Here is a 26,229-nt window from a genome sequence, read left to right on the forward strand (position 1 = left end):
GAGTAGCCAATTTCCCGCCCAACAATGGGGATGAAAACTATCTATTCTCTCATGGCTTCATCTGGAGGAATTGCAGCTTCAACGTCGTTCTGAGACCAGCCATACATCCGGCCGAAGCCGACTGCTCTTCGCCTGGAACGAGACATCGTATGTGGCTAACAGCGAATATCTTGTTGCTGCGCCGCAACATTGATGATTTGATGCCTTCTCGTCGTTAAACTCTTTGCTGGGTAATCAAGTTGTTAGACGGCCATGCTCAAAAACACGTGATCCTGATTGTTGAAGAGAACCGGATACTCCGCGCGGAAGCGGTCGTTGCGTGCAAAGGATCTGGCTACGGGACAGTCGAGGCGTCCAGTGGCGCAGATGCGTTGGAAATCCTGGAAAACCGAGACGACGTCAGTCTCGTGTTCACCTCCGTTAATATGAAAGGCGCTATAGATGGTGTGCAACTCGCGGTGCGCATTCATTCAATATGGCCAAAGCTAGCGATTGTTATGACATCCGGGGTCGTAAAACTGCGACAATCGTTGCTACCGCACCGCTTTAGATTTGTCAGGAAGCCGTACGCTACCGAGCCCCTAATGACATGCTTCAAGGTGCTCATCGAATCCGAACATCGAGAAGAAGTCTCCTCGCCACAATGGAGTTCGTAGGGCGGGAACACTTTGCGAGCGCCGTCTGAGATAGACTGGAAATCTGGCTGCCGGGAAATCATATGAAACTTCAGATCAAGCATCGAACGACCTATCGTTACTTGCGGCCCGTCGGGCTGCTTGCGCACCGCCTGATCCTTTCCCCCAGGACCGACCAACAGCTTCGGACCTTGTCTTTCAGCATTGACTGTTCAGCGAGCGGGTCGATCGACTGGGCGAAGGACGTTTTCGGCAACGCGATCGCGACGGTAACGTTTCCTGAACGGACCTCCGAACTGACGATCTCCAGTGCTGCTGTTGTCGAGCAGACCGCCGACCCGTGGCCGGTCTTCAAAATAGACATCTCGGCGCATTCCTACCCCTTCACCTACTCGACCGAAGACTCGACCGACCTTGGCGCGTTTGCCGCCGCGACCTCTCCTGGTAATCATGTGGCAGATTGGGCCCGAGCGTTTGTGGGCAGCCGCCCGACCGACACGCTTTCGCTCCTGAAAGACATCAATGCTGGCATTCTGACAAGTGTCAGCTATCGCATCCGAGATGAGGAAGGCACACAGTCGCCGCAACAAACACTGGAGCAGGCCAGTGGCTCATGCAGGGACATCGCAGCGCTTTTCATCGAAGCTGTTCGCTGCTTAGGGTTTGGTGCGCGTGCTGTCTCCGGTTACATCTACGACCCGCGGGCATCTGTCGGCGACGGCGGATCGACACATGCCTGGGCCGAGGTCTATCTTCCGGGAGCCGGCTGGATTGCGTTTGATCCCACCCATCGACGAGTGGGAGAAGCCTTTCTTATTCCCGTAGCGTTTGCCCGCAACAATGGACAGATAATGCCTGTTACCGGCGGATATATGGGAATGCCGGATGATTTCCTGGATTTGGACGTGTCGGTCAAGGTGGTCGAGATACGAGAATAGCGGCAGATGACGTTCGCCTGCTCTCCTCAGCCAGATCATAGCTCCGCGCATAGTTGAGGCGCACGACCGCTGCTATGAGTGTGCCTGCTCGCAGAGGAGGCGACGGAAAGCTATTTTCCCGAGTTCAAGACCGCAGCCATCGCGATGATCCGCGCGAAAGGCACAATTGTTGGCTGGACGGCCCATATCGACGACATTCTAAAAAGCAACGCCCATGCCTGAAACCACACACGATCTTCTAACATCAGGTGGCGGAAGGAGTTAAGTTCGATCCCTTCCACGATCAGGTGACCATTCACTGGATCGTCCGTTCGAGGACGACCAGTCAGGCGTTGCCCTCCTGAATACGAGGCCGGCGCGAGCGTTCCTCGCCACCGTCCTTGGAAACCACTCTCGTTCTCGATCGCTTACAATCCGACGAGGCGCGCGATTGCGGACGCGGCAACTATATCGTCAACGCGGCCCTCGTGACCGATATCGACATGCCCGGCTCGATGGACGGGTTGGAACTTGCCCGGCGCGTTTGCGAGGGCTGGTTGGATTGCAAAATTGTGGTTATCTCCGGCCGCTTTAATCCCAGTGCCGACAGCTCCCCGAAAGCGCCAAGTTTTTGCTAAATCCGGTCGGAGACGCCGCGTTATTCAAGTCGCTCGCGGAATTAGACGTTGCGCCTTTGGGGCGTGCATAAGACGTTCGCGGCCACTGGGTGAACGAAGGATCGGAACCTTAGCTCGTCTCCTATGTTGCCCACCAGCACGCAAGGAGATCCATGATGAACGATAACAAGCCTGACCCTAGGAGCGATGCGGCTCGAACGGATCCAAAAACCGCCGACGAATCTCGAGAAAAGCTAAAAGAGCAAGCAAGAAGGGCATGCGCGACGCGCTGCAGGACGAGAAGACGGGGAGATTCGACGGTGAGACTCCACCGGATGCCGAACGCGATTTGTTCTTCGGTGATACTGCCCCTGCCTCGTGTGCCTATCGACCGCCTCCAGCGAGGATGAATGCCAGGCTGGCTGACGGAGGCCAGGTGGGACGTTACGCTCGATCGTAGGTAAAGGACGTCAGGAGGGTCGTCACGAAGTTGCTGGCCCGTTCCTTGACCAGCACCTCCGTCCATTCGTCGGTGCCGCGAAGCCTCAAATCCGTGTAGATGCTGTCCACTGCGGCTTCTTCGATCCGCTTGATATGCGTGTTAAACGCCGCCTCACCGCCCGCGTGATACATGTCTCTGATGATCATGCGCAGGATTTCCTGGATCGCAATTTGCCAGGACGTGTTGATTGCCTGTAGTTCGTTTGTATCCGGTGCCATGAAAGGCTCCTAGGGAATGAGTAAGTTCGGGTATGGCGGTGTCACGCCCTGATCTATCACACAGACCACGCATAGGCGGCCGGAGGCTAAGCCTGCCGGGCCTTTCGGGCGGCACAGCGTCGGTCTCGTTCAGCCTTGCGGGCGGCCTCGTCTTCAACAACCCGCGAGATCCGGGCATTTTGGCCGACTCTCGCGCCTCGACCTCTGCTGCCGCTGCTGCCTCGACGGCCGCCTGCTCTTGAGCCGCAAGGGTCTCGACCCGGGAGCGCTCCTCATTCTGCAGTCGTTCCCGTTCCGCACGGCGCGCCTCGCGCGCTTCAACAAGCGAGATGCGCTCAGCCTGCTTGGCGGATTGTAACGGCTCGGCCGCCTTCTTTGCAGCTCTGTAAGCCGTGAGAAGAGATGCCTTGGCGTCCGCAGCAGCGGAGCGTCGATCGGTGAGCTCGTTGTTTCTCGCGTGTCTCAAAATTTTATCCTGATGTTAGTTGGGGTCGATCAGCAAGGCTTGGATCGTTTCGCAAGCAGCGCAGATGTTACAGACATGCGCGCTGCTTGCTCCTTGGCGAGGCGCGCCTCGCGCAGCCTCAGAGTCTTGGCATCACGAGCCTGGACGACGGATTCGAGCTCTTCCGCCGCATTGTTCTTGGCAAAGAACTCCGTCTGCAGATTGCCGAAGGCGGTCTCAGCCTGCTGCCGAGATTTGCTGTATGTCTCTGTCATTGAATTATCCTCGATGTTGGTTATGAGGCCAAAACGAAAAAGGCCAGGCGAACTGCCTGGCCTCAAACTGATAAATTGCTTCCGGCAGTGCCAGTACATCCGTGGTCAAAGGGAAGCCGATATCGCTTAGGCGGACTGCAGATTGCAGGCCGACATCTTGCCCGACTTCATGTCGCGCTCGAGATCATAGCCAATCTTCTGGCCTTCGACGATTTCGCGCATTCCGGCGCGCTCGACGGCAGAGATGTGAACGAAGGCGTCAGCGCCGCCGTTGTCAGGCTGGATGAATCCGAAGCCCTTGGTGGAATTGAACCATTTTACTGTGCCAGTGGTCATGATGAACCCTTCAAAGCATGAGTGAGGAGCCGCGAAGCAGACGCAACGCGGATGAAAACCGACTATTTTTGAAAGGGAAGTTCGCTTAAAGCGCGGTGCCAATCGCGCGGTAGACAAAGCTCGGCAAGCAAAAGATCGATGACGCAGAACTACCGGATAAAAAGCGCTGCGTCAACGCTTAGTTTTCAAATCGACGCATTTGCGCCTCCTAGTTGTGCAGACTTTCAAACGCTCGATGCATGGCAGCAGCAAGTCTGCGGCAATTAGGCGGCTTCGCGCCGGCTTGGACGAAGGGATGATTTTGAATCTGGCGAAGGGGCCTTTTGTATGCGCGGTCGCTGATTACGAGGCAAAAACCGACGACGCTTTTATCAAACGTCATGTTGACGTGCTTTTGAGCGGGCTGCCGGCGGACGCTTCTGCTGCCTGTTGAAAGGTAAGTGCCGGGCCAGGAATGGCTGAGCGACACATCACTGGCTCGGCGCCAGTAAGCGAGAGCCGCACGGCGCGCCCTCCTCTGAGCAGCAGAAAAGAACGCCAGCATGGTATGAAACCTTCTGTATTGTTGATTGCCACTGGGAACTGACCCGGCGTGGCCTGATATTTCCATTGAGAATTGACCCATATTCCAACCTTCCCTCGCATGTTTTCAGCGGGGGCTATGGAGTGATCGACATGGCGTTATTGAGCGTGATCCGACGCTGGCATTTTCGAGAGCATCTATCGATCCCGGAGATTTGCCGCAGGACCGGCCTATCCCGGAATACCATCCGCAAATACCTGCGCTTGGACGGCGTGGAGCCGAAGTTCAAGGTTCCGGAGCGGCCGAGCTAGCTCGATCCGTTTGCAGATCGGTTGTCGGCCTGGCTGAAGACAGAATCCAAGAAGAGCCGCAAGCAGAAGCGGACGATGAAGCAGCTACACGCTGATCTTGTCGGCCTCGGCTATGAATGGTCCTACAATCGTGTGGCGGCGTTCGCTCGGGAATGGCGTGATGATCGTCAGAGGGAATTGCAGACGACGTGCCGCGGGACATTTGTGCCCTTGGCGATTGAACCAGGCGAAGCCTTCCAGTTCGACTGGTCGGAAGACTGGGCCATCATCGGCAATGAGCGAACCAAGCTGCAGGTGGCGCACACGAAGCTGAGCTACAGCCGCGCCTTCGTCGTGCGGGCCTATCTCCTGCAGACGCACGAGATGCTATTCGATGCCCACAATCACGCATTCCGTGTCTTCGGCGGCATCCCCGGCCGCGGCATCTATGACAATATGCGCACGGCGATCGACAAGGCCGGTCGAGGCAAGGAGCGTGACGTCAACGTCCGCTTCATGGCGATGGCCAGCCACTAGCTGTTCGAGCCCGAGTTCTGCAATCCCGCGTCCGGTTGGGAGAAGGGGCAAGTCGAGAAGAACGTTCAGGATGCCGCTGTAGCGATTGCGGTCCAGATGCACGAGGCAGGTCGGTGAAACACGCTTGGTGTATTCGACAAACCCATCGAACGGCCGGGTAATGGGCATGAGCGCGGGTGCTTCCTCCGCCCAGATGTCGGCGATGGTGCCACGCATCTGCCCATGTGGCAGTTCGGCGAACGGTGCGCCATTGCGAAGCGCACCTGGCTTGCGCTGCACGACCGCCAGATAATGCCGCCAGTCGTAGATCGTCTGGCCCGGCCGGTCGTGGGAGCGATCAATGACGCGACGATGCTCGCAAACGATCTGTCCTTCTGCGGCGACAACAACACGGTCTGGGTAAACCCGGAGGCTTACCAGTCGATTGGCGAAGGACGCCGGGACGATGCATTCCGGACCTTGCAGCAATACCTGCTGAAGATGCCGGGTGGCGATCGGGAGATGGTCGATATCCTGGCTCTCGTCCTTCAACACGATGAACAGGCCGTCCTGTCAGCGGTCGACATGGCGCTGAAGTCCGGCATTCCGACCAAAACGCATGTGCTGCACCTGCTGCATCGCCTTGTCGATGGCAAATCCTTCACGCCGCCGACCATCGATGCTCCGCAAGCCTTGACGCTCATCAACGAGCCCAAGGCCAATGTCGAGCGATATGATGCCCTGAGAAAGACGGAGGCCCGCCATGCGTCATAATCCAGCAAGCGGTGCGATCGTCATCATGCTGCGGCAATTGAAGATGCACGGCATGGCCCAGGCAGTCGGGGAGCTCACCGAGCAGGGATCACCGGCGTTCGAGGCTGCCATTCCGATCCTGTCCCAGCTCCTCAAAGCGGAGACCGCGGAACGTGAAGTTCGTTCGACTGCCTATCAGCTCAAGACCGCTCGCTTTCCTGCTTATCGTGATCTGAATGGCTTCGACTTCGCCAGCAGCGAGATCAACGAGGCGCTCGTGCAACAGCTTCATCGCTGCGACTTCCTAGACAATGCAAACAACATCGTTCTGGTCGGCGGACCCGGCACGGTCAAGACGCACATCGCGACTGCGATCTCATCTGGATTGTCCCACCGGACTGCGGGGTCTGGATACCCGGCGGCGTGCCCCACAGCAACCAGGTCACGTCCAACGCACGCCTGTCCTATCTGTTCGTTCAACCCGAAGCGGCCAAGCTGCCGCAGGAGTGCTGCACTCTGTCTGTGTCGCCGATGCTCCGGGAGATGATCCTCCGACTGGCGGATGTACCCGTCAATTCTGCTCCGGACGATCATGTCGGCCGTATGGTGCGGGTCTTGCTGGATGAACTCGCGCAAATGCCGATACAGGGGCTGGACTTACCCGCGTCCAGCCATCCCAAAATCGCCGCGATCACTGCTGCCCTGATGGCGGAGCCGAGCGACCGTTGCACCCTGGTCGATTTGGGCGGCACACGTTGCCATCAGTGAGCGATCCTTGAAGCGGCTGATGGTCCAGGAAACGGCCGATGGCGGCGGCAACTGCACCTCGTCATCGCGTTGCGCAAACTCGCCAGCGGCGCGACGGTCCAGAGGGTGTCGAGCGACTTGGGATACGAATTCGCCACCGCCTCGTTATGTTCAAGAAGGCATTGGGAACAACACCGGCCCGCTACTTCGCGAGTTGATTTTCCGAGTAGCCGAATTTAGCAAGACTGGTCGGCCTTTGCGGCACGTGCCGTGACTACAATGGGCCGACTATGGACGATGAACTTGCTTCGTCCCGCTCAGGAAAAAGCTCGAAAAGAGCTCGACCTCACCCCGCCGATCAGAGAAGCGACGGTAACGCCGGGATCTGGGATCGACAGCCCCCGGCACGCGGGCACGCTTCTCACATCCAGAGCCGCCACCTTGCCTCCACGACGGAGCCGATCAGAGAATTGGCAATTATGGGCGAAGCAACAATAGAGGTGAGGCAGGAGGGCTACCGGATACTATCGGCGGAAAATGGGACGGGTAACGGCGGCACTATTCCGGCACTGTTCGTGGCGGATTAACGCGAATCAGGTTCGGATGTGGGCTGGCCGCGATTTCCAAACCTGTCGAGCAGCGGCGTGACGTCGACGACGGTTTCCTCGACCAGTGAGGAGATGGACTGCTTCTCTTCGAACGGCTCGATCATCGTCGCGGCAAGAGACAGTTTCTCGACACCGAAACCGGGATCGATTTGCTCGATGCTGGAACAGAGAAGCTTTGTCAGACGCTGGATATCGCGCACCGGTTTGGCTGTGCCGGCACGCAGCGACTGCAGAGTGTTGTCGACGCGGAGATGATCAGGTCGGCGCGGCGAACGCCCTGCCCGCGCTTCTCCAACGCAGCGCAGAGTTCGACCACGAGCTTGCGGATATAGTTGGCGATGGTCTCGGTCGCCCCGATCGGCTCGGAAAACGAACGCGCCACTTCGATCAGGTCCGCTGTGCGAATGGGGTCAATCGGTTCGACGACGCGTCCGAACATCTGATCGAGCCTGCGGCCGACCTCCGCCCGAAGCGCAGTGCCAAAGGCGCCCGCGGTGTGCGCAAAATCATCCATGTGGACATGGACGCATTTTATGCATCAGTCGAGCAGCGCGACAATCCGGCGCTTCGCGGGCTGCCACTGGCCGTTGGCGGATCGGCGGCACGCGGTGTGGTGGCCGCCGCAAGTTACGAGGCCAGAGCCTTCGGCGTGCATTCGGCCATGCCGTCGGTCAAGGCCAAGCGCAAATGCCCGGAGCTGATCCTTGTGCCGCCGCGCTTCGATGTCTACAAAGCGGTTTCGCAGCAGATTCCGCGAAATCTTCGCCGAATATACGCCGTTGATCGAACCGCTGTCGCTGGACGAAGCCTATCTCGATGTTACCGAGAACCTGAAGGGCATGGAGATTGCCACCGAGATAGCACTGGAAATCCGTGCGACGATCAAGGGCGTCACCGGCCTCAATGCCTCGGCCGGCATTCCCTACAACAAGTTCCTGGCCAAGATGGCGAGCGATTTGAACAAGCCGAATGGACAAGCTGTCATCACGCCGAAGAACGGCCCGGGGTTTCGTCGAAGGCGCTTCCCGTCAAAAAGTTTCATGGGGTCGGGCCAGCGACAGCCGAACGCATGCGCAAATACGGGATCAGGACAGGCCTTGATCTGAAATCGAAGTCCCTTGCCTTCCTTCAGCAGCATTTTGGCAAGTCCGGCCCGTATTTCTACGGCATTGCTCGCGGCATCGACGAACGGCAGGTCAGGCCCGACCGAATCCGCAAAAGTTCGTCGAGGATATTGACAATTTCGCTCTCGCCAAAGCCGAGCTGCGGCCATTGGCCGAGAAAGTCCGCCGCTACGGCGAGACGCGCGACATCACCGGAAAGACCGTAACAGTCAAAATCAAATATTCGGATTTCAGCCAGGCGACGCGCAGCCAGACCGTGTCGGGAGTCGTCTCCGTCCTCGACCAGATGCTAGAGATTGCAGAGACCCTGCTCGCCACGGTATTCCCGTTCAAACGTCCGGTGCGGCTCTTAGGGGTCACCCTTTCCTCGCTCAACACCGAAGAGAGCGGGCGCGAACCGCAACTCGATCTCGGACTTTGAAGCAGCCGTTCCTGAAAACGAAAAAGCCTGCCGCGGGAGGAGGTGCGGCAGGCTTTTCAAAAAGACCCGAACAGCGACTTGGAGGAGGAGCGCCGCTGTTCCGACAGACGTCCCTTGGGAGGAGGAGTGGGCCGTCTGAAATCGAAGCTCTGCGGGAGGAGGTGCATCGCTTCGATGAAAACCAGAATACCCATTCCCGCCGCACATGAGATAGACTTTGCTGCAGTGCAGTTATGCGGAGGATGCACGACCTCTTCCTGATGAAAGAAATCTCCAGTTCAGCGCCTCGCTGTGGGCCAGATACAGAAACGCCCGCGTTATCAGCGGGCGTGTCGTCATTCAGGATGGGCAGCAAAAGCCGCTTAGCGAGCGACCGACTGGCGGGCAACGCTGTGGATGTCGGCGTGATTGATGCCGAGATCCTGCAGTTCGCGCGAGCTCATGCGGCCGAGTTCGGTAACGGTCTGACGATACTTGCGCCAAGCGTTGAAAGAGCGTGCTACGTTCATGATGATCCCTTTCGTGAGGTCTCTTGACGCCAGCAACCATGCTTTGGTTCCAACGTCGTTTCGATGGTTGGAATATAGGCCTTTGGACGCCCATAGATAAGGCACAAGGTCTCAGGTCGGCCATGCGTTCAAAGCATGGGTCGCTTCAGAGAGGCATCAAACGGATTGCATCAGGCCGGGAAGCGGTTGACGGCAGTGAGGCGTTTGATGGGAGCGGCTGCGTCAGCTCAGGCTTGCATCTTCGGAAGCGACGCCGCAGAAGTGAACGCCGGCTGCCATCGAGGAATGGATCCTCGTGCAAGAATTCAATTTCAAAAAATCGGAGAAGACGATGGATCACCTTTCGAGGAATATCGAGGCGACTACTGCGTTGCAAGAAGGTCGACTCGCCAAGGGCTACAGCCTGGAAGATCTGGCGATCACGACTGGCCTGACGGTCGACGAAATCGAGGCGGCCGAGCGTGGCGACAACGTGCCGATCAACAACATCGAGCGGATCGAGCACGCGCTGAAATAAAACCCGGCGCTTTGAGCCGGCCACTGCCTTCTCCTTCCAACTCGGGGTAAAGGACGAGGACGCATTGCTGCGGCTACTTTCTAATCCCCCCAAAAAAGTTTGATCTCCCAGGAACTCTAATCCTAAGGGCAAGTTAGAGGCGAGGATGCGCTAGGTCCGTTCCCAAACCGGCGCACCGCCTTTCCAGGCACCCTACTTAGCCCCCCGCGCACTGCGGGGCTCTTTTTATCAAAAAAGTCGCCGTCGGGAACAAGAAACCGCGCAGATCGTAAGAATCGCGGGCGGTGCGGGAATTGTGTAGTCCCAACCATGCACTGAGTAGCCTGTGAATGTTCCGTTCGTCCTGGCGACAGCAAGTCCTGCCCACGATCCAGTCCTCGCCGGCGCAGTCATCCTGGGAAAACCAACAGATATGGGCCGTCTCATCGAAGCCGTTCGAAAACTGGTCAAGTGACGAGTTCCGGAGACGGGACTAATGACGAGTGTCGATCAGTGGCTGGTCGTCGTCGAAGTTGCCGTTGCTGGCGGCATCGTAGGCATTCAGGCTTCTGCCGCCGCCGCGCGTCCCGAACGCCGTCAACTCGACCAATATCGCCCGAGCGCGCTCGACCGCGGCTTCTTCGTCCAGATACGCTCCGTCGGCAACGTGGACCGTGACCGCGTCTCCGTCGTCCCCGACGAAGTCGATCCGCCAGCCGGTTTGTTGATGGGCTACCTTGGTGTCGGTCAGATGCATGATTACCCTGCCTTCCGGCCTTTGAGGTCGGCCTGGATGCTCTTTTTCAACGCGTCCATGATATTGACGACGTTCGAAGCGGGCGCTGGCGCTGTTTTGCCTTTTGCCGTCTTCCTAGGCTTCAGCAGCTTCTTCTTCTCCTCGATCAGCTTCACCAGGCTGGCCTGGATCGGGTCGCTGACCATGTTCGTCGACCAGCGGGCCGACTTCTGCTTGATGAGTTGCTGAACGAGCGGCACGAGATCTGGATCGGCTTCCGCCTCGATGTCTTCGAAGTAGTTCTCCTCCGGACGCACTTCGTCGCCGAACCGGAGCGACCACAGGACTATGCCTTCGTCGCGGGGTTCGAGGATGACGGCACGCTCGCGCCGGCCCATGACCAGCTTCGAGACGCCGACGACCTTATCGGCCTTCATTGCGTCCCTGATGACGGCGAAAGCCTCGTTCCCGACCGCGTCGTCTGGCATCAGATAGTGGGGTTTCTCGAGGTAGATCCACTCGATACTATTGGCCGGGACGAACTTTTCGATGTCGATGGTTTTCACAGTGTCGAGCGCCACCCGATCCAGATCGTCCTCGGTCAAGATCACGTAGTCGTTCTCGCCGCGGGCGTAGCCCTTCGCCTCATTTTCATCTTTCACGGGCTTGCCGGTGACAGAATCGACGTATTGCGAAACGACCCGATTTCCAGTGTCGCGGTTGAGGGTGTGGAAGCGAACCTTTTCGCTCTCGCTGGTCGCGGGGGTCATTGCGACCGGGCACGTGACCAACGAAAGCTTCAGGTAGCCTTTCCAATAATAGCGCGGTGCCATCGGTCAATCTCCTCAGCTTGCCTTGCGACGTGGTGCAGTTCCAGAAGCGGTGGCTTTCGAAGCTGGCCCGCGTGTGGCACGCTGTCGGCCGGTGCCCTGATTGGCATTTGCGGCGGTGCGTTTCGGCTTGTCCACGGCCGCCTTCATCAGCCCTGCACTTTCGCGGAGGGCGGCTAGAAGATCGTTCGGCTTCGACACTTCGACCTTCTTAGGCTTCGGCAACGCCTTGCCCTCGATCTTTGCCTTGACCAGGTCGGCGAGAGCGGCTTCATAGCGATCGTCGAAGGTCGCGGGGTCGAAGGTTCCCTTCTTGGTGCCGATGATGTGCTTTGCGAGATCGAGCATCTCCCCCTCGATCTTCAGCTTGGGAATTTCCTCGAAGGCCTTCTTCGACGAGCGCACCTCGTAGTCATAGTTCATTGTCGTCGCGATGAGGCCTTTGCCATGCGGCCTGATCAGCACGGTCCGCATCCGGCGGAAGAGAACGGTGTGCGCTATGGCGACGACGTCCGACTTCTTCATGGCGTCGCGCAGAGCTGCGTAGGCGTCGCCGCCCATCTTGTCGGGGGTCAGGTAGTACGGCTTGTCGAAGTAGACGTCGTCCACATCTGAGCAGGGAATGAAGGCTTCGATCTCCAGCGTCTTGTTGCTTTCCGGGATTGTCGCGGCGACCTCTTCGGGATCGATAATGATGTACTGGCCATTCTCGATCTCGAAGCCCTTTGTCTGTTGCTCCTTCGGAACCGGGTCCTCAGTCTCGCTGTCGATGAAGACGCGGTTCACCCTGTTCCCGGATGCCTTGTTGATCGTGTTGAACGTAATGCGCTCTGACGTGCTTGCCGCCGTATAAAGCGCTACTCCGCAGGAGACTTCACCGAATTTAATGAAGCCCTTCCACTGCGCGCGATGCCCTGTTGCCATGACGCTTCTCCGAATCACCTTGTCGCGACTCAAAGACGTCTCAGGGTGATTCGTTCCGACTCGAAACGAATCATTTTTCAACAACTTACGGAATTACGTTCAGAAATTGATTCTGGTGGAGACCTGGTCTTGGTGGTTGAGCAAAGCTGGCCAACCGCTTCATGCGGAGCCTCCGCCCGATGGGGAATGAGTGGCAACGCCGTCATCGTCTTCATCGATCGGAAGCGTCGTCACCGCCCAATCCTATGCCATGACCCAGTTCCCCAGTGCTGAAGACCTTGGTCAAGGCGTCGACGGTATCGAGATCACCGTGTGGTTCCCACCCATCGCGCTCCAGTGTCCATGGGTGCCGCATCGCCCCTGATCCCCTTCGTCCGGCAACGCATAGAAGGTTCGGCCGTCGCTTGAAGCCGAGCATAACGGACATGCGTGTTTCCGGGGAACCACAGAAATCTTGGCGAGTTTCTCTCGCGGACCTTCATCAAGGAGAAACCCGATGGCAAAGAAACAGACATCTCGAGGCCGCACACAGGATCGCGCCCGCGTCGCCGGCGGCCAGGATCACGAGGTGAAATACGAAGCGAAGAAGGAAGGCGTCTCCAAGGATACCGTCAAGAAAGCCGTCAAGAGCGCCGGAAACTCACGAAAGAAGGTTGAAGCGGAAATCGGCCGGCACTGATCTGCTACCAATTTCAGCTCTCAAGGCCGATCGCCCGGCCTCTCTTATCTCGCCCGTCGAAGCAGGAGCCTTTCTGAGGTCTTCCAATGACAAGGGACACTCCAAACGACTATCGCATCATGTCGAAAGCTGTCCGGGAATGGTATCGGTACTACGAGGTCGAGTGGGACGATCAGGCTTCGTCATTCCTGTGCGATGCGGCGATCGAACTTTATGACCACGGCTGCCGATCGGTCGAGGAGATGGCGACGATTTTAATCGGGACCTATGTCGGGCTGGCGGCCACTCGCATCAACGCACCATCTTCCGACTCAGTGCACTGACCGCGCCACAAGCGAGCGCGGGGGCATGGACGTTCGTTGGAAAGCGTCCGAGATCTGTGGAGGCACTCGCCAACGTGCGGTTTGCGATCCCCAAGGTCACCTATCAGGAACAATCGCAAGGGCCTACGAGTTAATGGTTCAGTCGGGCGTAAGCGTAATCGGAGCGTGGCGCTCTCCCTATCCCTCGGGTATCCGAGGTTGCTTCCAGCCTTCGAGCTGTGACGCGGGGTTCGAATCCCTGCCCCGACAACAAACGTCGATACAAGCGTACAAGCCGGGCGATTTTTCGTCGGGGCCTCCTCGCCGAAATTCGAAGCGATTTTCAGTCAATCGTGTGCACGCGGTATCGTCATGGCGCTCGCAAACCATTGTGCGATTTTTCGCGGCGTCCATCGGGTGTCCATGCGACTGTATGAAATCCCGACGTGAAGCCGGCCGTCAAAACTGAGGAGGTGGGCGGCGAGACGAAGACCTATCGCGCCGCTTCGTTATAAAGCCGGAGGGCACCGCAATCCCGCGGCCTCTGGGCACCTGTTGCGAGATCGATGGTACGAGCTGGATCAGATCGACCCGATCATCTCGGGAGTCTAGCCGGCCCAGGCACTTCGATGGACGATATCCAGTAAGATGCACCGGAAACGGGTTACTGAAAGAGACGCATTCTCCATCCTGGGGAAGAACGCCCACCGCCGTATGGCAGGCTGATCTTCTCATGTGCGCCTTTAATTTCAACTCAGGGAGAAGCGCTCAGGCCGAAAGGTCGCGAGCATCGGATGCTCGCTACCCGTTACAACCTCGAATGCGAGCAACTCACCGACGATGAGACCGAGTGTTGCGCCGCTATGGCTGAAGGCCACGTAATATCCCTGGATAGACTTGATAGCCCCAACCACTGGCTCGCCGTCCCCTGGGATGGGCTTGCCACCAACGCCGATCGAAGCAACCTCGAGCTGCGGATTGCCTTCCATTACCTTCGAAGCTTCTGCCACAAGCTCTGCAATGACGCCGTCGTCGATATCATAACTGCCGTCTGCGTGCACTTTCACACCCTCGTCGGCCGCCCAGTCGGCATCAAGCGAGAAGGTACCTCCCGGCGCTGGGCGGACAGCGACGCGCGGTGTGTTGAGAACAGCGCGCAGGGGATGGACGAGCGGCCTGGTCTGCACGAGAAGGGCGATCGGTGTCCCGTCGCCGATGGTCTGCCCGCTTTCCGCAGCCATCTTCGGCACGTCTGGACCGGTCGCGAGCACGACAGCATCCGCCTGATGGAGGAATCCGTTTCCAGTTTCCGCGCCAATCGCACGACCACCCTCGATCACGGCGCGCGCAGCACCCTGATCCGTCACCAGGACGCCCCCGAGCGCGAAAAACTCCTCAAGAAGTACACCAATCAGCGTCGGCAGATCGACCCAGCCTTCCCCGGGATTGAAGATTGCGCCCTGCGGGGTGATTTGGCCCGCGTCGAGACCTGGCACCACACGGGCGACTTCAGCTGGCGAAAGCCGCTGCGCGTCATAGGCAAGCGAAACCTCATGGCGATAGGCTGCGTCGATCTCGTTGCGTTCGTCGTCCGCGTCCCAGGTCAGTCCACCATCAAAACGAAGCCATTCCGCATGGAGATTTTGCGCCGCGAGCGTCCGATAACGGTCGATGCCGGCCATACGCAGCCGATGATACGGCTCAGAACGCTTGCGCGCCGAGTTCAACCACGAGAGCGAGCGGCCGGAGGCACCGTTGGCGGGCGGGCCGTCATTGAGGATCGTGACCTTGATACCGCGCCGCGCAAGTTGCACGCCAGTCGAAACGCCAAAGATACCGGCACCGATGATGACGGCCGAAGAGATGGTGTTGTGGGTCATGGGTTGGCTTTCAAATCAATTGTTTTACGGATGGGGTGAAGCGGTCAGGGCTCTTCCCAGTGGCCGCTGGCAGCGGAGCGGAAAAGCGCGTCGATCGCCTTCATGTTCGCGATCGCATCGCGAGCCCCGTCTCGACCGGCTTGCCTGAGAGAAGGCCTCGGCAAATGCGTCGACCTGTTCGCGAATTTGGTCGACCGGCGCGATGGCGATCTCCTCACCTCCGCCACCGACGCGGCCTTTCCCTGCTCCAACGCCTTGATCGTCAGAGGCGCGCCCAGATGATTGGGCAAAGGGTTGTAGATCGCATCGATCTCCGGATCGGCGCGCAGATCCTCATAGCTACCATAGGACTTGGCGATCCCGAAGCTGCCTGCCATTTCCTTCGCCTTCGCGGCACCGCGCGAGGCGATCCCCGTGACGCGCCCCAGGCGACTGGACTGGATGGCGGGGATGGCCGCTTTGGCAGCGATGCTCGCGCAACCGAGCACGCCCCATCGTATTGCTTGTGTCATCTTTTCCTCCCCCGGGCGCTTAGAGCACTTCCGCGAGGAAGCGCTGGAGACGCGGGCTCTGCGGGTTGTCGAATATCTCCTGGGGCGTACCGGCCTCCACCACGCGACCCTCGTCCATGAAGACGACCTGATCGGCAACCCGGCGGGCAAATCCCATTTCATGCGTGACCACGACCATGGTCATGCCGCGCGTGCCTAGCTCGGCCATGAGGTTGAGCACGCCCTTGACCAATTCCGGATCGAGCGCACTCGTCACCTCATCGAAGAGGATGACCTCCGGTTCCATGGCAAGCGCACGGGCAATGGCGACACGCTGCTGCTGCCCGCCGGACAGGCCGCCCGGACGGTGGTGCAGGCGGCTGGCAAGGCCGACATCGGCAAGCCTTGCCTTGGCGATGCGCTCGGCCTCGACTGCCGGCAGGCCCTTGATCTTCGTTAGCGAAAGCATGACGTTTTCAAGTGCCGTGTGGTCGGGAAAGAGATTGAAATGCTGGAAGACCATGCCGACCCGGCGGCGGAGTGTTTCGGGCTTCATTGAGAGGATGCTCTCACAGTCGATAAGGATATCACCGCTCTTCGGCTCGACCAGCCGGTTGAGCCCTCGCAGCAAAGTCGATTTTCCGGAACCTGACGGGCCGATGATGCAGGTGACGCTGCCCGGCTTTACCGAAAGGTCGACACCTTTCAGCACGTCAAGATCGCCGTAGGCCATACCGAGTTGGCGCACATCAAGGCTGCCGCCCTTAAACGAGACATCAGTCGCGCGAGCGGCACTGTCGAGTTCACTGACTTCCTCCAGCCCACTGGTGACGACAAAGGGGCGCGGCTTGCAAATCCTCAGACGATTGTCGATCGCGTTGACGACATGGGTGAGCGGCACCGTAACAACCAGATAAAACACGCCCGCCAGCAGGAGCGGCGAAAGATTGCCGGTCACCACCGCCTGGTCCTGTCCTACGCGAAAGATCTCACGCTCGGAGGCCAGAAGCCCAAGAAAATAGACAAGGCTCGAGTCCTTAACGTTGCCGATGAACTGGTTGACGAGGGCCGGCAGCACGCGGCGCACGCCCTGCGGCACGACGATAAGCCGCATGCCCTGGCCGTAGCTCATTGAAAGTGCGCGGCACGCCTCCATCTGGCCGCGATCGACGCTCTGGATACCAGAGCGGAAAATTTCGCCGATATAGGCACCTGCAATTAGGCTGAGCGCCAGAATGCCGAGCGGATAAGGCGACGGACCGAAGAGTTCGCGGCCGATGCGGGCAAAGCCTTGGCCTATCAGGAGGATTGTGACAATGGCCGGGAGGCCGCGAAAAATATCGGTATAAAGACGAGCGGGAATGCGCAGCCAGGGCGAGCGGGAAATGCCCATGATCGCCAGCACCATGCCGATGGCGACGCCAAGCACCGTCGACGTCGCAGCCAGGATCAGCGTATTCTTCAGGCCGACCGTAATCATCGTCGGCAGCACTTCGGCCATGGCATTCCAGTCGAGGAAACTGCGGCGCAGGTTTTCAAGCCAGTTCATCAGGATATCCCTTGAAAGGCCGATCCGACCGGTGAGGGCCGGACCGGAAGGCGGCATTACTGCTTGGGAAGATATGCCTGCGGCATCGGTGTGCCGGGGAACCACTTTTCGTGCAGCTTTTTCCAGGTGCCGTCCTGCATCGCTTCTTTCAGACCCTTGTCAATCGCCTCGCGCAATGCGTTGTTGCCCTTGCGGATGACAAAGCCGGCAGGCGCATCGAAGCTTGGAATGTTGACGGCAATCTTCAGCGCCGGATAGCGGGCGGAATAGTCCTTCGCTGCCTCGAAATCAAGAAAATGGGCATCGACGGTGCCGTTGTTGAGCGCCGAAATGGCGGAGTTATTGTCCGGGAATTTTACAAGGTCGGTGCCGGCAAAGTTCTTCTCGGCATAAATCTCCTGAAGCGTGCCCTGCACCACACCGAGACGCTTGCCCTTGAGGCCCGACGCATCGGTGATTCCGGCCTCAGAAGTAAGGACACTCAGGAAACCTGCGAGATAGCCATCGGAGAAATCGACTGTCTCCTTGCGCTTAGCCGTCGTGCCAATGGCGGCGGCTGCGACATCGAAACGGCCGTTGGCGACAGAGGGCATCAGGGCCGAGAATTCCTGGCCCGTGAAGACCACCTGCTCCTTCTTAAAGCCGAGGCGTTGGGCGACGTCGAGGAAAAGCTCGATGTCAAAACCGGTAAAGTTTCCGTCAGCGGTTGTGAAGGCATAAGGCTTGGCATCACCCATGGTGCCGACACTGATCGTGGTGGAATCGATGAGGCCAAGCGGATTGTCGGCAAGTGCCGGCGTCGCCGCGCTCGCAAGGACAGCGAGCGCGACCGCGATCGAGGTCGCGCGAATTTTGGCAAAGGCGGATGTGAAGGCTTCGGTAAATTGCATTGCATTTGTCTCCTCTGGCGGTGTTGGTCTGCGATAAAGTCAATGCGCATGGGTCCCATCCGGACGGCGGCTTGATCTCACCCGCCCGGCCCACGCAGTTCGCATGTGGGTAGGTCATTTATCTTGAGACCGGTCTCAGGCAGCAAGAGACCGGTCTCTTTTGTTATTGGCAATTGTTATCTTCGCATTTGCCACTCGTCAAGTTCTCTTGTAAGCCTACCGGTTATGGACAAAAGCCGACCAAAATCCGTTTCCGTCACAGTAGCCGACGTGGCGCTCAAGGCCGGCGTCTCGAAGGCAACGGCTGCACGCGTATTGGGCGGCTACGGAACGGTCAGCGATCGGGTGCGCGAGGCCGTTACAGCCGCGGCTCGCTTACTCGATTATCGACCCAACGAGCTTGCCCGCAGCATGACGACGGGTCGCTCCGGCACGATCGGAGTGGTGGTGGGTGATATCGAGAACCCCTTCTTCAGCCTCGCCGTGCGCGGCATCTCCGATGTCGCCCGACGCGCGGGATTCACTGTCATTCTCATCAATTCTGGTGAGGACGTTGACCTGGAAAGGGCAGCCATACGCACTCTGCTTGCCAAGCGTGTCGATGGCCTCATCGTCTCGCCTGCAAAGGACCATGATGTCGAGCACCTGCATGAGGCTATCCGCTCCGGACTGCCCCTCGTGTTGCTCGACCGCGGAAGCGACACGCTCGATGTCGACACCGTTATTGCCGACGACCGGCATGCCGCCGAGAACATTACGCGTCGGCTTATTGCGCTCGGCCACCGTCGCATCGTCTATCTTACCGCCTGCGACACGCCGGATCATAGCTTCCGTGCGGTAGAAGACATCAATACCGGCTCGGTGCGGAGGCGCATCGAAGGCTATCTCGGCGTCTGCCTCGAGGCTAGCTTGACCGGCATGGAGAAATGGGTCCACGTTGGTGCCGTGACGCCGGAAAAGACGCATCGCATCGTCAGCGAAATGCTACAATCGGCGCAGCGTCCGACGGCAATCATTGCATCGGATAGTATAATTGCCCTGGAGGTGTTCAAGGTTCATCGTCAACTGGGACTCAGCATCCCGGAGGACGTGTCGCTGATTTCGTTCGACGATGCGGACTGGACGTCCGTAACGACGCCCCCTGTTACCGTCGTGCGCCAGCCGGTCTACGATCTCGGTGCGAAGGCAGCCGAACTGTTAGTCGATCGATTAAATGGCAAAGGTCGGACGGCCCGCAAGATAGTTTTAGAAACGGAGTACGTTGAGCGCGCCTCCATGGGTAGAGCGCCTTGATTCCGTTGACGCTCTTGAAGAGATAAGAACCATCGACCACGCGATTTCCCTCGTGCGGCATATCGTTAATTTGTGGGATTTTGCGCTTCAGCCGCCCGCTAAGAAGTACCGACTTCCATGTGTCCTTGGGAAAAGCTTTGAAATCCAGGTCGGCGACGAGATGCGCCCACGCGTCTGGTGTCTCGATCTCGCTTGTGCAAGCGTAAACATCGCACTATCCGTTCTCAGCCAGCACCAATCTCAGAAGTTTCGAGCGCTGCAGCTGCCACGTTGGCTGCGCCGCCACCTCTGCCAGTTACGGAAAAATCCTTCGCGCTGGTAGTCCAGCAATGCCCCGTCCCGACCCAGCCCGCACCTGCATCGTGCATTTTCGCGGGTAAGGGCGACTTGGCGATGTTATGGCAGCCAGGTTAAGAATGTCTGCGGACAAAAAGGGCCGTTTGAGGAGGCCGCTTTAGAATTGTCACGCCGCATCCGGTGGTAGAACGATTGTCGCCACTACCCTTGGATCAACTAAAACCGATCGTCCGTTCCATGGTGTTGTTTCGAGGTCGAAAAATGCTCCGCGAAGGTATGGACCGCATTTTTCGGATAAGTACTCCCTGCCGAGGCCGCGTGTGACGGCGCCGCTAGCGGAGCTGCTCTACCGTCGTGAAGTTTGCTGAAGGTATCCCGTGTCCCATGCTCGCGGTAACTGAGGGTTCACCATCTCACCAAAGTATATCTAAAGGGACGCATCTCTCGAGTTGATTTCACAGGGATCTCAGGCTGATGTGGAGTATCCAATCTATGGCTCCAGTCATGCAGCGCTACGAGATACAAGCACTCGAAAACGGAATGTGGTCGGTCATCGATCATCAGACGGGCAGTCCACTCGTCGACCGGGAGGGTTCGACAGAAAAAACGAGGCTGGAAGCCCAAGCCTGGGCCGATTTCCGCAATGGCATGTTGGTTCCTCCCGCAACGGAGCGGATTTCATCTCGGCTCCAGACGATGCGTCGCATCTGGGAACTGCTCTCTGGAAAGCCGCAGACACGGTAATCAGCCTTTCAGAAATTCTGACCTCTTGAAGAGCGCAGCGATGTATTTACTGGGAATTGCGGATCTCCGACGACGCGGAATGGGAACTGTCGGTCATATTCGGGGGAAGTTGGTTTTCAGCAGGAGCGCAGCCGGCTGACCGATACCGGTGTTACTCACTTGGATCGCTGCCACTCCGTAGAACCCAGCCCCTTGCGGACCGCCATACCATCGCCCCTTATAGAGCGTAAAATACTCCAGTCGGCGATCTTGGCAGGGCGAGGCCGATTGGGAGATCGGACGTGCTCCTGCCTTAGGCGGAGCCACGACAATGTCTCTAAACCTCCTAAATCTTCCGGAGCTCTCCGAGCGGCACATAGAGATGCTCGCGATGGTAATTGCCGACTGGTGCGGCGCGAACTCCATCGACGCAGATGGGGATTGCGCGCAAGCCGCATACGCTGCCGCGGTTGATCTTTTGAGTGCGAACACAGACCTGTCAGCGTGCCAGTTGCGACAGGCACTGGACCTCAGGATCGCTGAAAACAAGCGTGAGGAACTTTCGCCGTAGACTGAAGTTGGTCGGGTTGTTGGCTGGCGATGGAGCGTATGTCTTGTGGAGAAGTGTCGTTATTTCACACCTGCGAACGTCGATCACCGTGAGATCGGCAAAACAGGCGTTCGATCTTCTATCGGCCCGTTGGCCAGTCTCTGACGGAAAGGCTTACATCGCGGCGCTTGAAGCATGTGAAGGCGTTGATCAAAGACATGTTTCAGACGAAAGCGCTCGGCGGTCGTTCTTATTGGCGTTGAAGGAAGCCGAAATCCCCTACTCGACCGATATACAACACTAGGCAGAAGAAACCCCAGTCATGAGGGTTATTCGGGACGGGCCTCGCAACGATCGACTATACGGCCGCCGTGAAAGCCTGGTCGACGCGCCAGAGCAATCCCGGGAAGTTTTTTGCGTGCGGCCGATGAGGCAGGCATAGTCACGCTGAACGTCGTCCAGACCGGTGTGAGTGCGCGACGACCGCACCTACCCGCGACGCTACGCTGATTTGTCACGATTCACAACGATGAACGCGATAGCGTCCGCAGCGCTGCTTCGGCCTCGAATAGCTTCAAGATGTCGCCGTCGGCGACACACACAATCCCCGGGATGATGCTCGATTACGCAGGAGGGCCTTTCTTGCCCGAAGACAAATGACTCCTCTAGAGGCGACCCCAACACGATTTACGTCATTGCCGACGACGAGTTCCATCCGGCGTGTTCCGGCCGTATCGGTGGTCGAGAAGCGAGTTCACCTTTGTTAACGGTGGCTTAGTATAGGCCGCTCGGAACTCAGTGCGATCTCACGCATTCTTGTCTCAGTCGAAACAGTGCTCAACGGCAATGGATGCTTCCTCACCTCGTCTCCAGGCTTCGCGGCAGAAAAGCCTCAGCGTTCTAAAGGCTCTCGGGCCCGGTTTGGTGACGGGTGCGGCGGACGACGATCCGAGCGGCATCGCGACCTACAGCCAAGTGGGGGCGCAGTTCGGGTACACCCTTGGCTGGACCATGCTCTTCAGCTATCCGCTCATGGCGGCGGTCCAAGGATTGAGCGCAGGCATCGGCGTGGTGTCGGGCAAAGGCCTCGCCAAGAACCTGAAGCTCCACTACCATCGGCACTTCGCATACGTTGCCATGGCCTTGCTGTTTATTGCGAACTTCATCAACATCGGGGCCGATCTCGCCGCGATGGGAGCCGCGCTGAAACTGCTCCTCGGCGGACCGGAGGTCGGGTACGCTGTTCTTTTCGGTATTCTTTGCGCGGCCGCTCAGGTCTTCGTCCCCTATTCCGCCTATGTCTCCGTCCTCAAATGGCTGACATTGTCGCTCTTCGCCTATGTGGCTGTCGTTCTGGTGGTCGGCGTGCCTTGGGGCCAGGCGCTGGGCGGCATCGTCATGCCGACGTTCCAGTTCACCGGAGACAACTTCACCGCCTTCGTGGCTATCCTTGGCACCACGATCAGCCCCTATCTGTTTTTCTGGCAAGCTGGGGAAGAAGTCGAAGAATTGAGACGCCGCAAGCTCACGCGCCTTCGGCGGATTCCAGAAATGGCCGAGCCCGAACTCGGCCGTATCCGTATCGATACGCTCGTCGGCATGGGCTTCTCCAATCTTGTGGCAATCTGCATCATGGCCGCGGCCGCGGCGACATTGCACGTCAGCGGCATCAACAAGATCGAGACCTCAGCCCAAGCGGCGGAAGCCCTCAAACCGGTCGCAGGTGAGTTCGCTTTCGCAGTCTTCGCGGTTGGAATTATCGGCACCGGGCTCCTCGCGGTTCCGGTTCTTGCGGGTTCGGCGGCCTACGCCGTTGCCGAGAGCTTTGGCTGGTCGGAAGGACTCGACAAGAAGCCCAAAGAGGCGAAGGCCTTCTACGCCACAATCGTCGTCGCCACGCTTGGAAGCGTCGCAGTCACGATGTTGGGTCTCGATCCTGTCAGGGCCTTGTTTTGGAGCGCGGTCGTCAACGGTGTGCTTGCGACCCCAATCATCGTCATGATGGTCATGATGGCGAGAAACCCGGCCATCATGGGAGAACTCAAAGCCCCGCGTTGGATGGTCTATATCAGCGGCTTTACCGCGCTCGTCATGGGCTTGAGCGCCATCGGCATGTTCTTCCTTTGAGTTCTTGGCGTACGTCCGTATAACCCAAACGCTTCTGATAAAGGCTACCAGAACCGTTGGTGGGCCGAAGCACGTCGACCTTTATCATCTGCGCCGGTGAACCCGTTCAGTGCGAGGTGATCGCAGGACCGCTCGACGCGAGATGCTCTGTAATGGCGCGCCGGATTTCGGTAACCGTGTCGAAGAGCCTGTTGTCCAGGTCGATGACATTGAAGCGGACAGCGATGAATTTGAGGCGGTTTTCGACAGGGACTGCGATCCCGACTTCCTGACCATTGAATACGACAGCTTGCTTTTGCATAACAAACCTCGGGCGCGCCACATGGGAGCACCATCTTAGAAATGTGGAACAAAGGGTTTACGACGCGTCAGATTGTCGTCGCAGGTCGGTATCGGATCGAGACGAGGTCACGCATTCGCTGCAATAATGCGAAGAAACGAAGTCGGACAAACAACGCATCATCCTCCCACAAGCGAGGTGAACCGACCGCCAAGTATTGCCGGCGAGGGTCGGATATTCGGAACTATTGTGTAAAAAAACCTAGTCGAGAAATCTGAAGTAAGCAACTGATTTTTGTAAGTATTTAACGCCTTAAATCGTATGACAATTGCCGCAGGTGCGAAGTAACAAATGATGTACGTTCGTCCTCGGGGGCGATATGGGCGGGAAGCTTAAAATCATCTTTGCAGGAGAATATCCATTACGAACAATCGCAAGCCGGGTTAAATGCGTTAGTCGGGCGTAAGTGTATTGGAGCGCAGCGCTTTCCCCATCCCTCGGGTGTCCGAGGTTGCTTCCAGCTTTCGAGCTGTGACGCGGGGTTCGGATCCCTGCCGCGACAACCATATTCGATACAATCGAAAGAACTGCGATTTATCGTCAGGCTGCCTCAGCACCTCGATCTCGGTTAGACGCATGCCCTTGGCTGGATGACGGTAGCGGAGCGCCGCGAGCGGACTGTTCAAGCGTGAAGCTGTCGGAGCCTCCATTCATGTCGGCACGACTTCCGGTCATGGCTGCTGGGACCTAAGTCCCGACTCCGAACCAAATTGGCCTCGCGCTGTTTACTTCGTATTGCGAAGGAGGACTGCCCATGACCTTTGAGCCGGAAAGCCTCGCCCACGATCAGCTTGCGAGCGTGCAGGCCGCGGTATCCGCGGAACCGGAACTGGAAGGCTCGTCCATCTGTGTAAGCATGATGGGCAGGAGCGTCCTGTTGGAGGGCTATGTGGCCGGCTATGGTGATCGGGAGAAGGCGACGGCGATCGCCGCGTCGATAGCCGGCCCCGAAAACGTGCACGACCGGATGCGAGATGCCGATGAGATCGGAGACACCACGTGAGCCCAGGAAGAAACTGCGACACGCGCACGTATTGACTAGCGGGAAACAACGTCACTTTTGACTCGCCGCGCTCGGGTGTTACACTGCTTGACGACCTCGTAAAAACTCACATATCTCCCGCATGAATAGTCCGACATTCAGAAGCATCAGTTTCTCGAACGCTGGCGGAATTCTTCGATGCGAGCGACGGGGCGGTCGATGTAGCATCGCTCGAACCCCGTCTCGCTGATCAAGGCGCGACGAAGGAGCAATCCTTACGGCGATTTTCGCCCTTTAGCAGGAAGGGTGCGTCCAGTTCGTCGCTCGCACGAATGAGGCTCGACGCCTGCGGAAACAAGATGACATTCACCCCCTTACCTGTGCTGGCGGCCTCTCACATTGAACACGAGGGCGCGACAAGAAAGGCTCGGAGAACGAACGGCTGATCCGGCCGGCATCGTGACAGAGAACGAATGGAGCCGTACTCCTCTGGGTCTCTGTACGTCAGCCAGCATTCGATTCCGGCGAGCGCTCAAATATTCGCCGTTAGTAACCATCGCCGCCATCTCCGATACGAAATCGTAGAGCGTCCCCTCCTCTCTTGAGCATACCTTCACGCCCGGTCACTCCAGGTAACCAATCGTCAATTACGAATTTGGAATACACGCCTATATTACCCCTTGGGGATTTCGATCCCCGCCCTGAGGTCGACGATAATGGTCTGGAACGCAACCTCTTCATTCACGCCCGTCGGGCTGGCTCTGCGCGGTCAGCCAGCTCACAAGATCGTCCGCACCCTCGGCGACGCGGCATATATGCTTCTCAAGGACTGGCCTTCCGATGACGGCGAAGAATATGTCACTGCTGTGAAGGCTTGCGTGGATGCGATCAGCGGTCAGATCGCTCCGGAGCAATTTTGGGACGCGTTCCTGCGTGCGGCCGATGAAGCCGGAATCGCTGCGCTGACTGTCGTTCAGCGATGAAGTTGATGCACGGCTTGGTCAAGCTGCATGAACGGTGATCACACGGGTGCTGCAGTCGTAAATGGTGACCCCTAGGCGTCCGAAACACCAGGTATCCAGGCGACCGACGCCGCGCGTGGACCTCCAGCGCAAAGGGCCGATCTGAGTTCACCGACACTCCGATCGCTGAAATTGAATACCGGGTTGGACGCACGATGGGAAGCGTCGGCACGCCTCATACAAAGGCCTGCGCGAAAAACAGGATAATGCTGCGGTCTATCAGCTGAGGAGCCACCGTGGATGAAGGGCATGTTCGCAAGCATCAGTGATCCGGATAGCGCCGCGATAGCTGCGATCGAGTTGTTCGGCGCAGAAGCCGCGACGGCCGTCACCTATTGCGCCTTCAAGATCGATCAGACGATCGAAAAGAAGACTACAAGTTTTTGTTCGAGAACGTTCTGTCGTCTCACTGGGCTGCCATCAAAAGGGGACGCGCATTAGCTCGTGCCCCGCTGATTGTTGCGAGCACTCTTGAAAGGCGCCGAACCTACATATCCAGCATCCGGGCAGTTGAAAGGAATCGAACCGGAGATCCCTCGCAATAGCTATTTTGTTTGGCGATCGGGAATCTTTCTGTTCGTCGGCATAAAGTCACTTCTAGTCGATACATTATGCGATCTTCTTCGCACAGAATGTGAAAAGCGCGTGCCGAATTCGATGTTCAGAAGGCACCTCTCTGCTG

26 protein-coding genes and 11 pseudogenes are annotated in these 26,229 nt (G+C 58.2%); 22 read left to right on the forward strand and 15 right to left on the reverse strand.

The features are described from left to right. Window positions 1-266: 266 nt before the first annotated feature. The 4 genes and pseudogenes from FFM81_RS26720 (at window position 267) to FFM81_RS33360 (ending at window position 2,190) form a co-directional block, all read left to right on the forward strand. Entirely contained in the window at window positions 267-656 is a 390-nt protein-coding gene (locus FFM81_RS26720; RefSeq protein ID WP_246401355.1) for a response regulator, read from the forward strand. Window positions 657-718: 62 nt separating this feature from the next. Next, entirely contained in the window at window positions 719-1,573 is an 855-nt protein-coding gene (locus tag FFM81_RS26725; RefSeq protein ID WP_138385654.1) for a transglutaminase family protein, read from the forward strand. Window positions 1,574-1,628: 55 nt separating this feature from the next. Beyond that, window positions 1,629-1,795, forward strand: a pseudogene (locus tag FFM81_RS26730) (cysteine hydrolase); the annotation flags it as partial. Window positions 1,796-1,953: 158 nt separating this feature from the next. Beyond that, window positions 1,954-2,190: a response regulator gene (locus tag FFM81_RS33360; protein WP_173883859.1), complete on the forward strand. Its 237-nt coding sequence runs from the start codon at window positions 1,954-1,956 to the stop codon at window positions 2,188-2,190. 423 nt (window positions 2,191-2,613) lie between these two features. On the opposite strand, the gene FFM81_RS26740 is transcribed toward FFM81_RS33360, so the two are convergent. The 4 genes and pseudogenes from FFM81_RS26740 to FFM81_RS26750 all read right to left on the reverse strand — a co-directional run bounded on the left by FFM81_RS26740 (window position 2,614) and on the right by FFM81_RS26750 (window position 3,945). Beyond that, on the reverse strand, window positions 2,614-2,889 hold the full coding sequence (locus FFM81_RS26740) for a hypothetical protein (RefSeq protein ID WP_003567902.1): 276 nt from the start codon (window positions 2,887-2,889) through the stop codon (window positions 2,614-2,616). An 86-nt stretch (window positions 2,890-2,975) separates the two neighbouring features. Further along, window positions 2,976-3,355 (reverse strand): annotated as a pseudogene (locus FFM81_RS32935) (DUF6481 family protein). A 29-nt stretch (window positions 3,356-3,384) separates the two neighbouring features. Next, on the reverse strand, window positions 3,385-3,609 hold the full coding sequence (locus FFM81_RS26745; protein WP_138385653.1) for a hypothetical protein: 225 nt from the start codon (window positions 3,607-3,609) through the stop codon (window positions 3,385-3,387). A 126-nt stretch (window positions 3,610-3,735) separates the two neighbouring features. Next, on the reverse strand, window positions 3,736-3,945 hold the full coding sequence (locus tag FFM81_RS26750) for a cold-shock protein (RefSeq protein WP_003567907.1): 210 nt from the start codon (window positions 3,943-3,945) through the stop codon (window positions 3,736-3,738). A 295-nt stretch (window positions 3,946-4,240) separates the two neighbouring features. Between FFM81_RS26750 and FFM81_RS26755 the strand changes: the two genes are divergently transcribed. Continuing rightward, the gene (locus FFM81_RS26755; RefSeq protein WP_173883860.1) at window positions 4,241-4,378 is read left to right on the forward strand and encodes a hypothetical protein; all 138 of its coding nucleotides are present in this window, start codon (window positions 4,241-4,243) and stop codon (window positions 4,376-4,378) included. Window positions 4,379-4,620: 242 nt separating this feature from the next. Further along, window positions 4,621-5,377, forward strand: a pseudogene (gene istA, locus FFM81_RS26760) (IS21 family transposase); the annotation flags it as partial. Window positions 5,378-5,496: 119 nt separating this feature from the next. Here the strand turns inward: istA and FFM81_RS26765 are convergent. Beyond that, a pseudogene (locus tag FFM81_RS26765) lies at window positions 5,497-5,739 on the reverse strand (Mu transposase domain-containing protein); the annotation flags it as partial. Here FFM81_RS26765 and FFM81_RS26770 point away from each other — a divergent pair. From FFM81_RS26770 to FFM81_RS26780, 3 pseudogenes are all read left to right on the forward strand, one after another. Next, window positions 5,740-6,048: pseudogene (locus FFM81_RS26770) on the forward strand (IS21 family transposase); the annotation flags it as partial. It lies immediately after the preceding pseudogene. Next, a pseudogene (locus FFM81_RS26775) lies at window positions 6,038-6,403 on the forward strand (ATP-binding protein); the annotation flags it as partial. The pseudogenes FFM81_RS26770 and FFM81_RS26775, both read left to right, overlap by 11 nt. After that, window positions 6,400-6,992, forward strand: a pseudogene (locus tag FFM81_RS26780) (AraC family transcriptional regulator); the annotation flags it as partial. The pseudogenes FFM81_RS26775 and FFM81_RS26780, both read left to right, overlap by 4 nt. A gap of 392 nt (window positions 6,993-7,384) precedes the next feature. Here FFM81_RS26780 and FFM81_RS26785 read toward each other — a convergent pair. Beyond that, a pseudogene (locus tag FFM81_RS26785) lies at window positions 7,385-7,880 on the reverse strand (DinB/UmuC family translesion DNA polymerase); the annotation flags it as partial. A gap of 22 nt (window positions 7,881-7,902) precedes the next feature. On the opposite strand from FFM81_RS26785, the pseudogene dinB reads away from it, so the two are divergent. After that, window positions 7,903-8,927, forward strand: a pseudogene (gene dinB, locus FFM81_RS26790) (DNA polymerase IV). A 362-nt stretch (window positions 8,928-9,289) separates the two neighbouring features. On the opposite strand, the gene FFM81_RS26795 reads toward dinB, so the two are convergent. Continuing rightward, window positions 9,290-9,436: a DUF1127 domain-containing protein gene (locus FFM81_RS26795; RefSeq protein ID WP_138385652.1), complete on the reverse strand. Its 147-nt coding sequence runs from the start codon at window positions 9,434-9,436 to the stop codon at window positions 9,290-9,292. A gap of 331 nt (window positions 9,437-9,767) precedes the next feature. On the opposite strand from FFM81_RS26795, the gene FFM81_RS26800 reads away from it, so the two are divergent. Further along, the gene (locus tag FFM81_RS26800) at window positions 9,768-9,953 is read left to right on the forward strand and encodes a helix-turn-helix domain-containing protein (RefSeq protein WP_138385651.1); all 186 of its coding nucleotides are present in this window, start codon (window positions 9,768-9,770) and stop codon (window positions 9,951-9,953) included. A 472-nt stretch (window positions 9,954-10,425) separates the two neighbouring features. On the opposite strand, the gene FFM81_RS26805 is transcribed toward FFM81_RS26800, so the two are convergent. From FFM81_RS26805 to ku (FFM81_RS26815), 3 genes are read right to left on the reverse strand one after another with little or no spacing between them, the layout of a single operon-like run. After that, window positions 10,426-10,689 carry a hypothetical protein gene (locus FFM81_RS26805; protein ID WP_138385650.1) on the reverse strand — a complete coding sequence of 88 codons (264 nt, stop codon included), beginning with the start codon at window positions 10,687-10,689 and terminating at the stop codon, window positions 10,426-10,428. A gap of 2 nt (window positions 10,690-10,691) precedes the next feature. Next, window positions 10,692-11,501, reverse strand: coding sequence for a non-homologous end joining protein Ku (ku, locus tag FFM81_RS26810; protein WP_138385649.1), 810 nt, complete (start codon window positions 11,499-11,501; stop codon window positions 10,692-10,694). A gap of 12 nt (window positions 11,502-11,513) precedes the next feature. Then, window positions 11,514-12,422 (reverse strand): non-homologous end joining protein Ku, encoded by a 909-nt coding sequence (gene ku, locus FFM81_RS26815; protein WP_138385648.1) that lies wholly within the window; start codon window positions 12,420-12,422, stop codon window positions 11,514-11,516. 496 nt (window positions 12,423-12,918) lie between these two features. On the opposite strand from ku (FFM81_RS26815), the gene FFM81_RS26820 reads away from it, so the two are divergent. Then, window positions 12,919-13,101: a DUF3606 domain-containing protein gene (locus FFM81_RS26820; protein ID WP_138385647.1), complete on the forward strand. Its 183-nt coding sequence runs from the start codon at window positions 12,919-12,921 to the stop codon at window positions 13,099-13,101. Between the two features lie 86 nt (window positions 13,102-13,187). Continuing rightward, on the forward strand, window positions 13,188-13,424 hold the full coding sequence (locus FFM81_RS26825) for a hypothetical protein (RefSeq protein ID WP_025418416.1): 237 nt from the start codon (window positions 13,188-13,190) through the stop codon (window positions 13,422-13,424). Window positions 13,425-14,152: 728 nt separating this feature from the next. On the opposite strand, the gene FFM81_RS26830 is transcribed toward FFM81_RS26825, so the two are convergent. From FFM81_RS26830 to FFM81_RS26845, 4 genes are read right to left on the reverse strand one after another with little or no spacing between them, the layout of a single operon-like run. Beyond that, window positions 14,153-15,283: an NAD(P)/FAD-dependent oxidoreductase gene (locus FFM81_RS26830; RefSeq protein WP_138385646.1), complete on the reverse strand. Its 1,131-nt coding sequence runs from the start codon at window positions 15,281-15,283 to the stop codon at window positions 14,153-14,155. A 44-nt stretch (window positions 15,284-15,327) separates the two neighbouring features. Then, window positions 15,328-15,795 carry a Gfo/Idh/MocA family oxidoreductase gene (locus tag FFM81_RS26835; protein ID WP_246401279.1) on the reverse strand — a complete coding sequence of 156 codons (468 nt, stop codon included), beginning with the start codon at window positions 15,793-15,795 and terminating at the stop codon, window positions 15,328-15,330. 19 nt (window positions 15,796-15,814) lie between these two features. Beyond that, window positions 15,815-17,323, reverse strand: coding sequence for an amino acid ABC transporter permease/ATP-binding protein (locus FFM81_RS33165; RefSeq protein ID WP_138385645.1), 1,509 nt, complete (start codon window positions 17,321-17,323; stop codon window positions 15,815-15,817). A 56-nt stretch (window positions 17,324-17,379) separates the two neighbouring features. Continuing rightward, window positions 17,380-18,213 (reverse strand): ABC transporter substrate-binding protein, encoded by an 834-nt coding sequence (locus FFM81_RS26845; protein ID WP_138385644.1) that lies wholly within the window; start codon window positions 18,211-18,213, stop codon window positions 17,380-17,382. A 225-nt stretch (window positions 18,214-18,438) separates the two neighbouring features. Between FFM81_RS26845 and FFM81_RS26850 the strand changes: the two genes are divergently transcribed. From FFM81_RS26850 to FFM81_RS26865, 5 genes and pseudogenes are all read left to right on the forward strand, one after another. Next, window positions 18,439-19,506 (forward strand): LacI family DNA-binding transcriptional regulator, encoded by a 1,068-nt coding sequence (locus FFM81_RS26850; protein WP_138385643.1) that lies wholly within the window; start codon window positions 18,439-18,441, stop codon window positions 19,504-19,506. An 801-nt stretch (window positions 19,507-20,307) separates the two neighbouring features. Next, window positions 20,308-20,547 (forward strand): hypothetical protein, encoded by a 240-nt coding sequence (locus FFM81_RS26855; protein ID WP_138385642.1) that lies wholly within the window; start codon window positions 20,308-20,310, stop codon window positions 20,545-20,547. A 530-nt stretch (window positions 20,548-21,077) separates the two neighbouring features. Then, a complete protein-coding gene (locus tag FFM81_RS33365; RefSeq protein ID WP_425504981.1) occupies window positions 21,078-21,380 on the forward strand; it encodes a DUF982 domain-containing protein in 303 nt (100 codons plus the stop codon). Window positions 21,381-21,464: 84 nt separating this feature from the next. Further along, a pseudogene (locus tag FFM81_RS32950) lies at window positions 21,465-21,586 on the forward strand (DUF982 domain-containing protein); the annotation flags it as partial. Window positions 21,587-21,922: 336 nt separating this feature from the next. After that, window positions 21,923-23,203, forward strand: coding sequence for an NRAMP family divalent metal transporter (locus tag FFM81_RS26865; RefSeq protein ID WP_138385640.1), 1,281 nt, complete (start codon window positions 21,923-21,925; stop codon window positions 23,201-23,203). 106 nt (window positions 23,204-23,309) lie between these two features. Here FFM81_RS26865 and FFM81_RS26870 read toward each other — a convergent pair whose 3' ends face one another. Further along, window positions 23,310-23,504: a hypothetical protein gene (locus FFM81_RS26870; protein WP_025418407.1), complete on the reverse strand. Its 195-nt coding sequence runs from the start codon at window positions 23,502-23,504 to the stop codon at window positions 23,310-23,312. 793 nt (window positions 23,505-24,297) lie between these two features. Here FFM81_RS26870 and FFM81_RS26875 point away from each other — a divergent pair. From FFM81_RS26875 to FFM81_RS26885, 4 genes and pseudogenes are all read left to right on the forward strand, one after another. After that, complete coding sequence (locus tag FFM81_RS26875) at window positions 24,298-24,546, forward strand: BON domain-containing protein (protein WP_138385639.1); 249 nt, start codon at window positions 24,298-24,300, stop codon at window positions 24,544-24,546. Window positions 24,547-25,241: 695 nt separating this feature from the next. Then, window positions 25,242-25,508, forward strand: coding sequence for a DUF982 domain-containing protein (locus FFM81_RS26880; RefSeq protein WP_138385638.1), 267 nt, complete (start codon window positions 25,242-25,244; stop codon window positions 25,506-25,508). Between the two features lie 155 nt (window positions 25,509-25,663). Next, a pseudogene (locus FFM81_RS33370) lies at window positions 25,664-25,791 on the forward strand (non-homologous end-joining DNA ligase); the annotation flags it as partial. Continuing rightward, window positions 25,788-25,988, forward strand: coding sequence for a hypothetical protein (locus FFM81_RS26885; RefSeq protein WP_138385637.1), 201 nt, complete (start codon window positions 25,788-25,790; stop codon window positions 25,986-25,988). The pseudogene FFM81_RS33370 and the gene FFM81_RS26885, both read left to right, overlap by 4 nt. Window positions 25,989-26,229: the final 241 nt, after the last annotated feature.

This window comes from Rhizobium hidalgonense (assembly GCF_005862185.2).
Classification (GTDB): Bacteria; Pseudomonadota; Alphaproteobacteria; order Rhizobiales; family Rhizobiaceae; genus Rhizobium; species Rhizobium hidalgonense.

What these genes read in the sequence shown, in the direction of transcription:
- FFM81_RS26725 (WP_138385654.1), top strand. Translation starts at nt 719, where the DNA reads ATGAAACTTCAGATCAAGCATCGAACGACCTATCGTTACTTGCGGCCC.
- FFM81_RS26740 (WP_003567902.1), bottom strand. Translation starts at nt 2,889, where the DNA reads ATGGCACCGGATACAAACGAACTACAGGCAATCAACACGTCCTGGCAA.
- FFM81_RS26745 (WP_138385653.1), bottom strand. Translation starts at nt 3,609, where the DNA reads ATGACAGAGACATACAGCAAATCTCGGCAGCAGGCTGAGACCGCCTTC.
- FFM81_RS26750 (WP_003567907.1), bottom strand. Translation starts at nt 3,945, where the DNA reads ATGACCACTGGCACAGTAAAATGGTTCAATTCCACCAAGGGCTTCGGA.
- FFM81_RS26755 (WP_173883860.1), top strand. Translation starts at nt 4,241, where the DNA reads ATGATTTTGAATCTGGCGAAGGGGCCTTTTGTATGCGCGGTCGCTGAT.
- FFM81_RS26795 (WP_138385652.1), bottom strand. Translation starts at nt 9,436, where the DNA reads ATGAACGTAGCACGCTCTTTCAACGCTTGGCGCAAGTATCGTCAGACC.
- FFM81_RS26800 (WP_138385651.1), top strand. Translation starts at nt 9,768, where the DNA reads ATGGATCACCTTTCGAGGAATATCGAGGCGACTACTGCGTTGCAAGAA.
- FFM81_RS26805 (WP_138385650.1), bottom strand. Translation starts at nt 10,689, where the DNA reads ATGCATCTGACCGACACCAAGGTAGCCCATCAACAAACCGGCTGGCGG.
- ku (WP_138385649.1), bottom strand. Translation starts at nt 11,501, where the DNA reads ATGGCACCGCGCTATTATTGGAAAGGCTACCTGAAGCTTTCGTTGGTC.
- ku (WP_138385648.1), bottom strand. Translation starts at nt 12,422, where the DNA reads ATGGCAACAGGGCATCGCGCGCAGTGGAAGGGCTTCATTAAATTCGGT.
- FFM81_RS26820 (WP_138385647.1), top strand. Translation starts at nt 12,919, where the DNA reads ATGGCAAAGAAACAGACATCTCGAGGCCGCACACAGGATCGCGCCCGC.
- FFM81_RS26825 (WP_025418416.1), top strand. Translation starts at nt 13,188, where the DNA reads ATGACAAGGGACACTCCAAACGACTATCGCATCATGTCGAAAGCTGTC.
- FFM81_RS26830 (WP_138385646.1), bottom strand. Translation starts at nt 15,283, where the DNA reads ATGACCCACAACACCATCTCTTCGGCCGTCATCATCGGTGCCGGTATC.
- FFM81_RS26835 (WP_246401279.1), bottom strand. Translation starts at nt 15,795, where the DNA reads ATGACACAAGCAATACGATGGGGCGTGCTCGGTTGCGCGAGCATCGCT.
- FFM81_RS33165 (WP_138385645.1), bottom strand. Translation starts at nt 17,323, where the DNA reads ATGAACTGGCTTGAAAACCTGCGCCGCAGTTTCCTCGACTGGAATGCC.
- FFM81_RS26845 (WP_138385644.1), bottom strand. Translation starts at nt 18,213, where the DNA reads ATGCAATTTACCGAAGCCTTCACATCCGCCTTTGCCAAAATTCGCGCG.
- FFM81_RS26850 (WP_138385643.1), top strand. Translation starts at nt 18,439, where the DNA reads ATGGACAAAAGCCGACCAAAATCCGTTTCCGTCACAGTAGCCGACGTG.
- FFM81_RS26855 (WP_138385642.1), top strand. Translation starts at nt 20,308, where the DNA reads ATGCAGCGCTACGAGATACAAGCACTCGAAAACGGAATGTGGTCGGTC.
- FFM81_RS26865 (WP_138385640.1), top strand. Translation starts at nt 21,923, where the DNA reads ATGGATGCTTCCTCACCTCGTCTCCAGGCTTCGCGGCAGAAAAGCCTC.
- FFM81_RS26870 (WP_025418407.1), bottom strand. Translation starts at nt 23,504, where the DNA reads ATGCAAAAGCAAGCTGTCGTATTCAATGGTCAGGAAGTCGGGATCGCA.
- FFM81_RS26875 (WP_138385639.1), top strand. Translation starts at nt 24,298, where the DNA reads ATGACCTTTGAGCCGGAAAGCCTCGCCCACGATCAGCTTGCGAGCGTG.
- FFM81_RS26880 (WP_138385638.1), top strand. Translation starts at nt 25,242, where the DNA reads ATGGTCTGGAACGCAACCTCTTCATTCACGCCCGTCGGGCTGGCTCTG.
- FFM81_RS26885 (WP_138385637.1), top strand. Translation starts at nt 25,788, where the DNA reads ATGAAGGGCATGTTCGCAAGCATCAGTGATCCGGATAGCGCCGCGATA.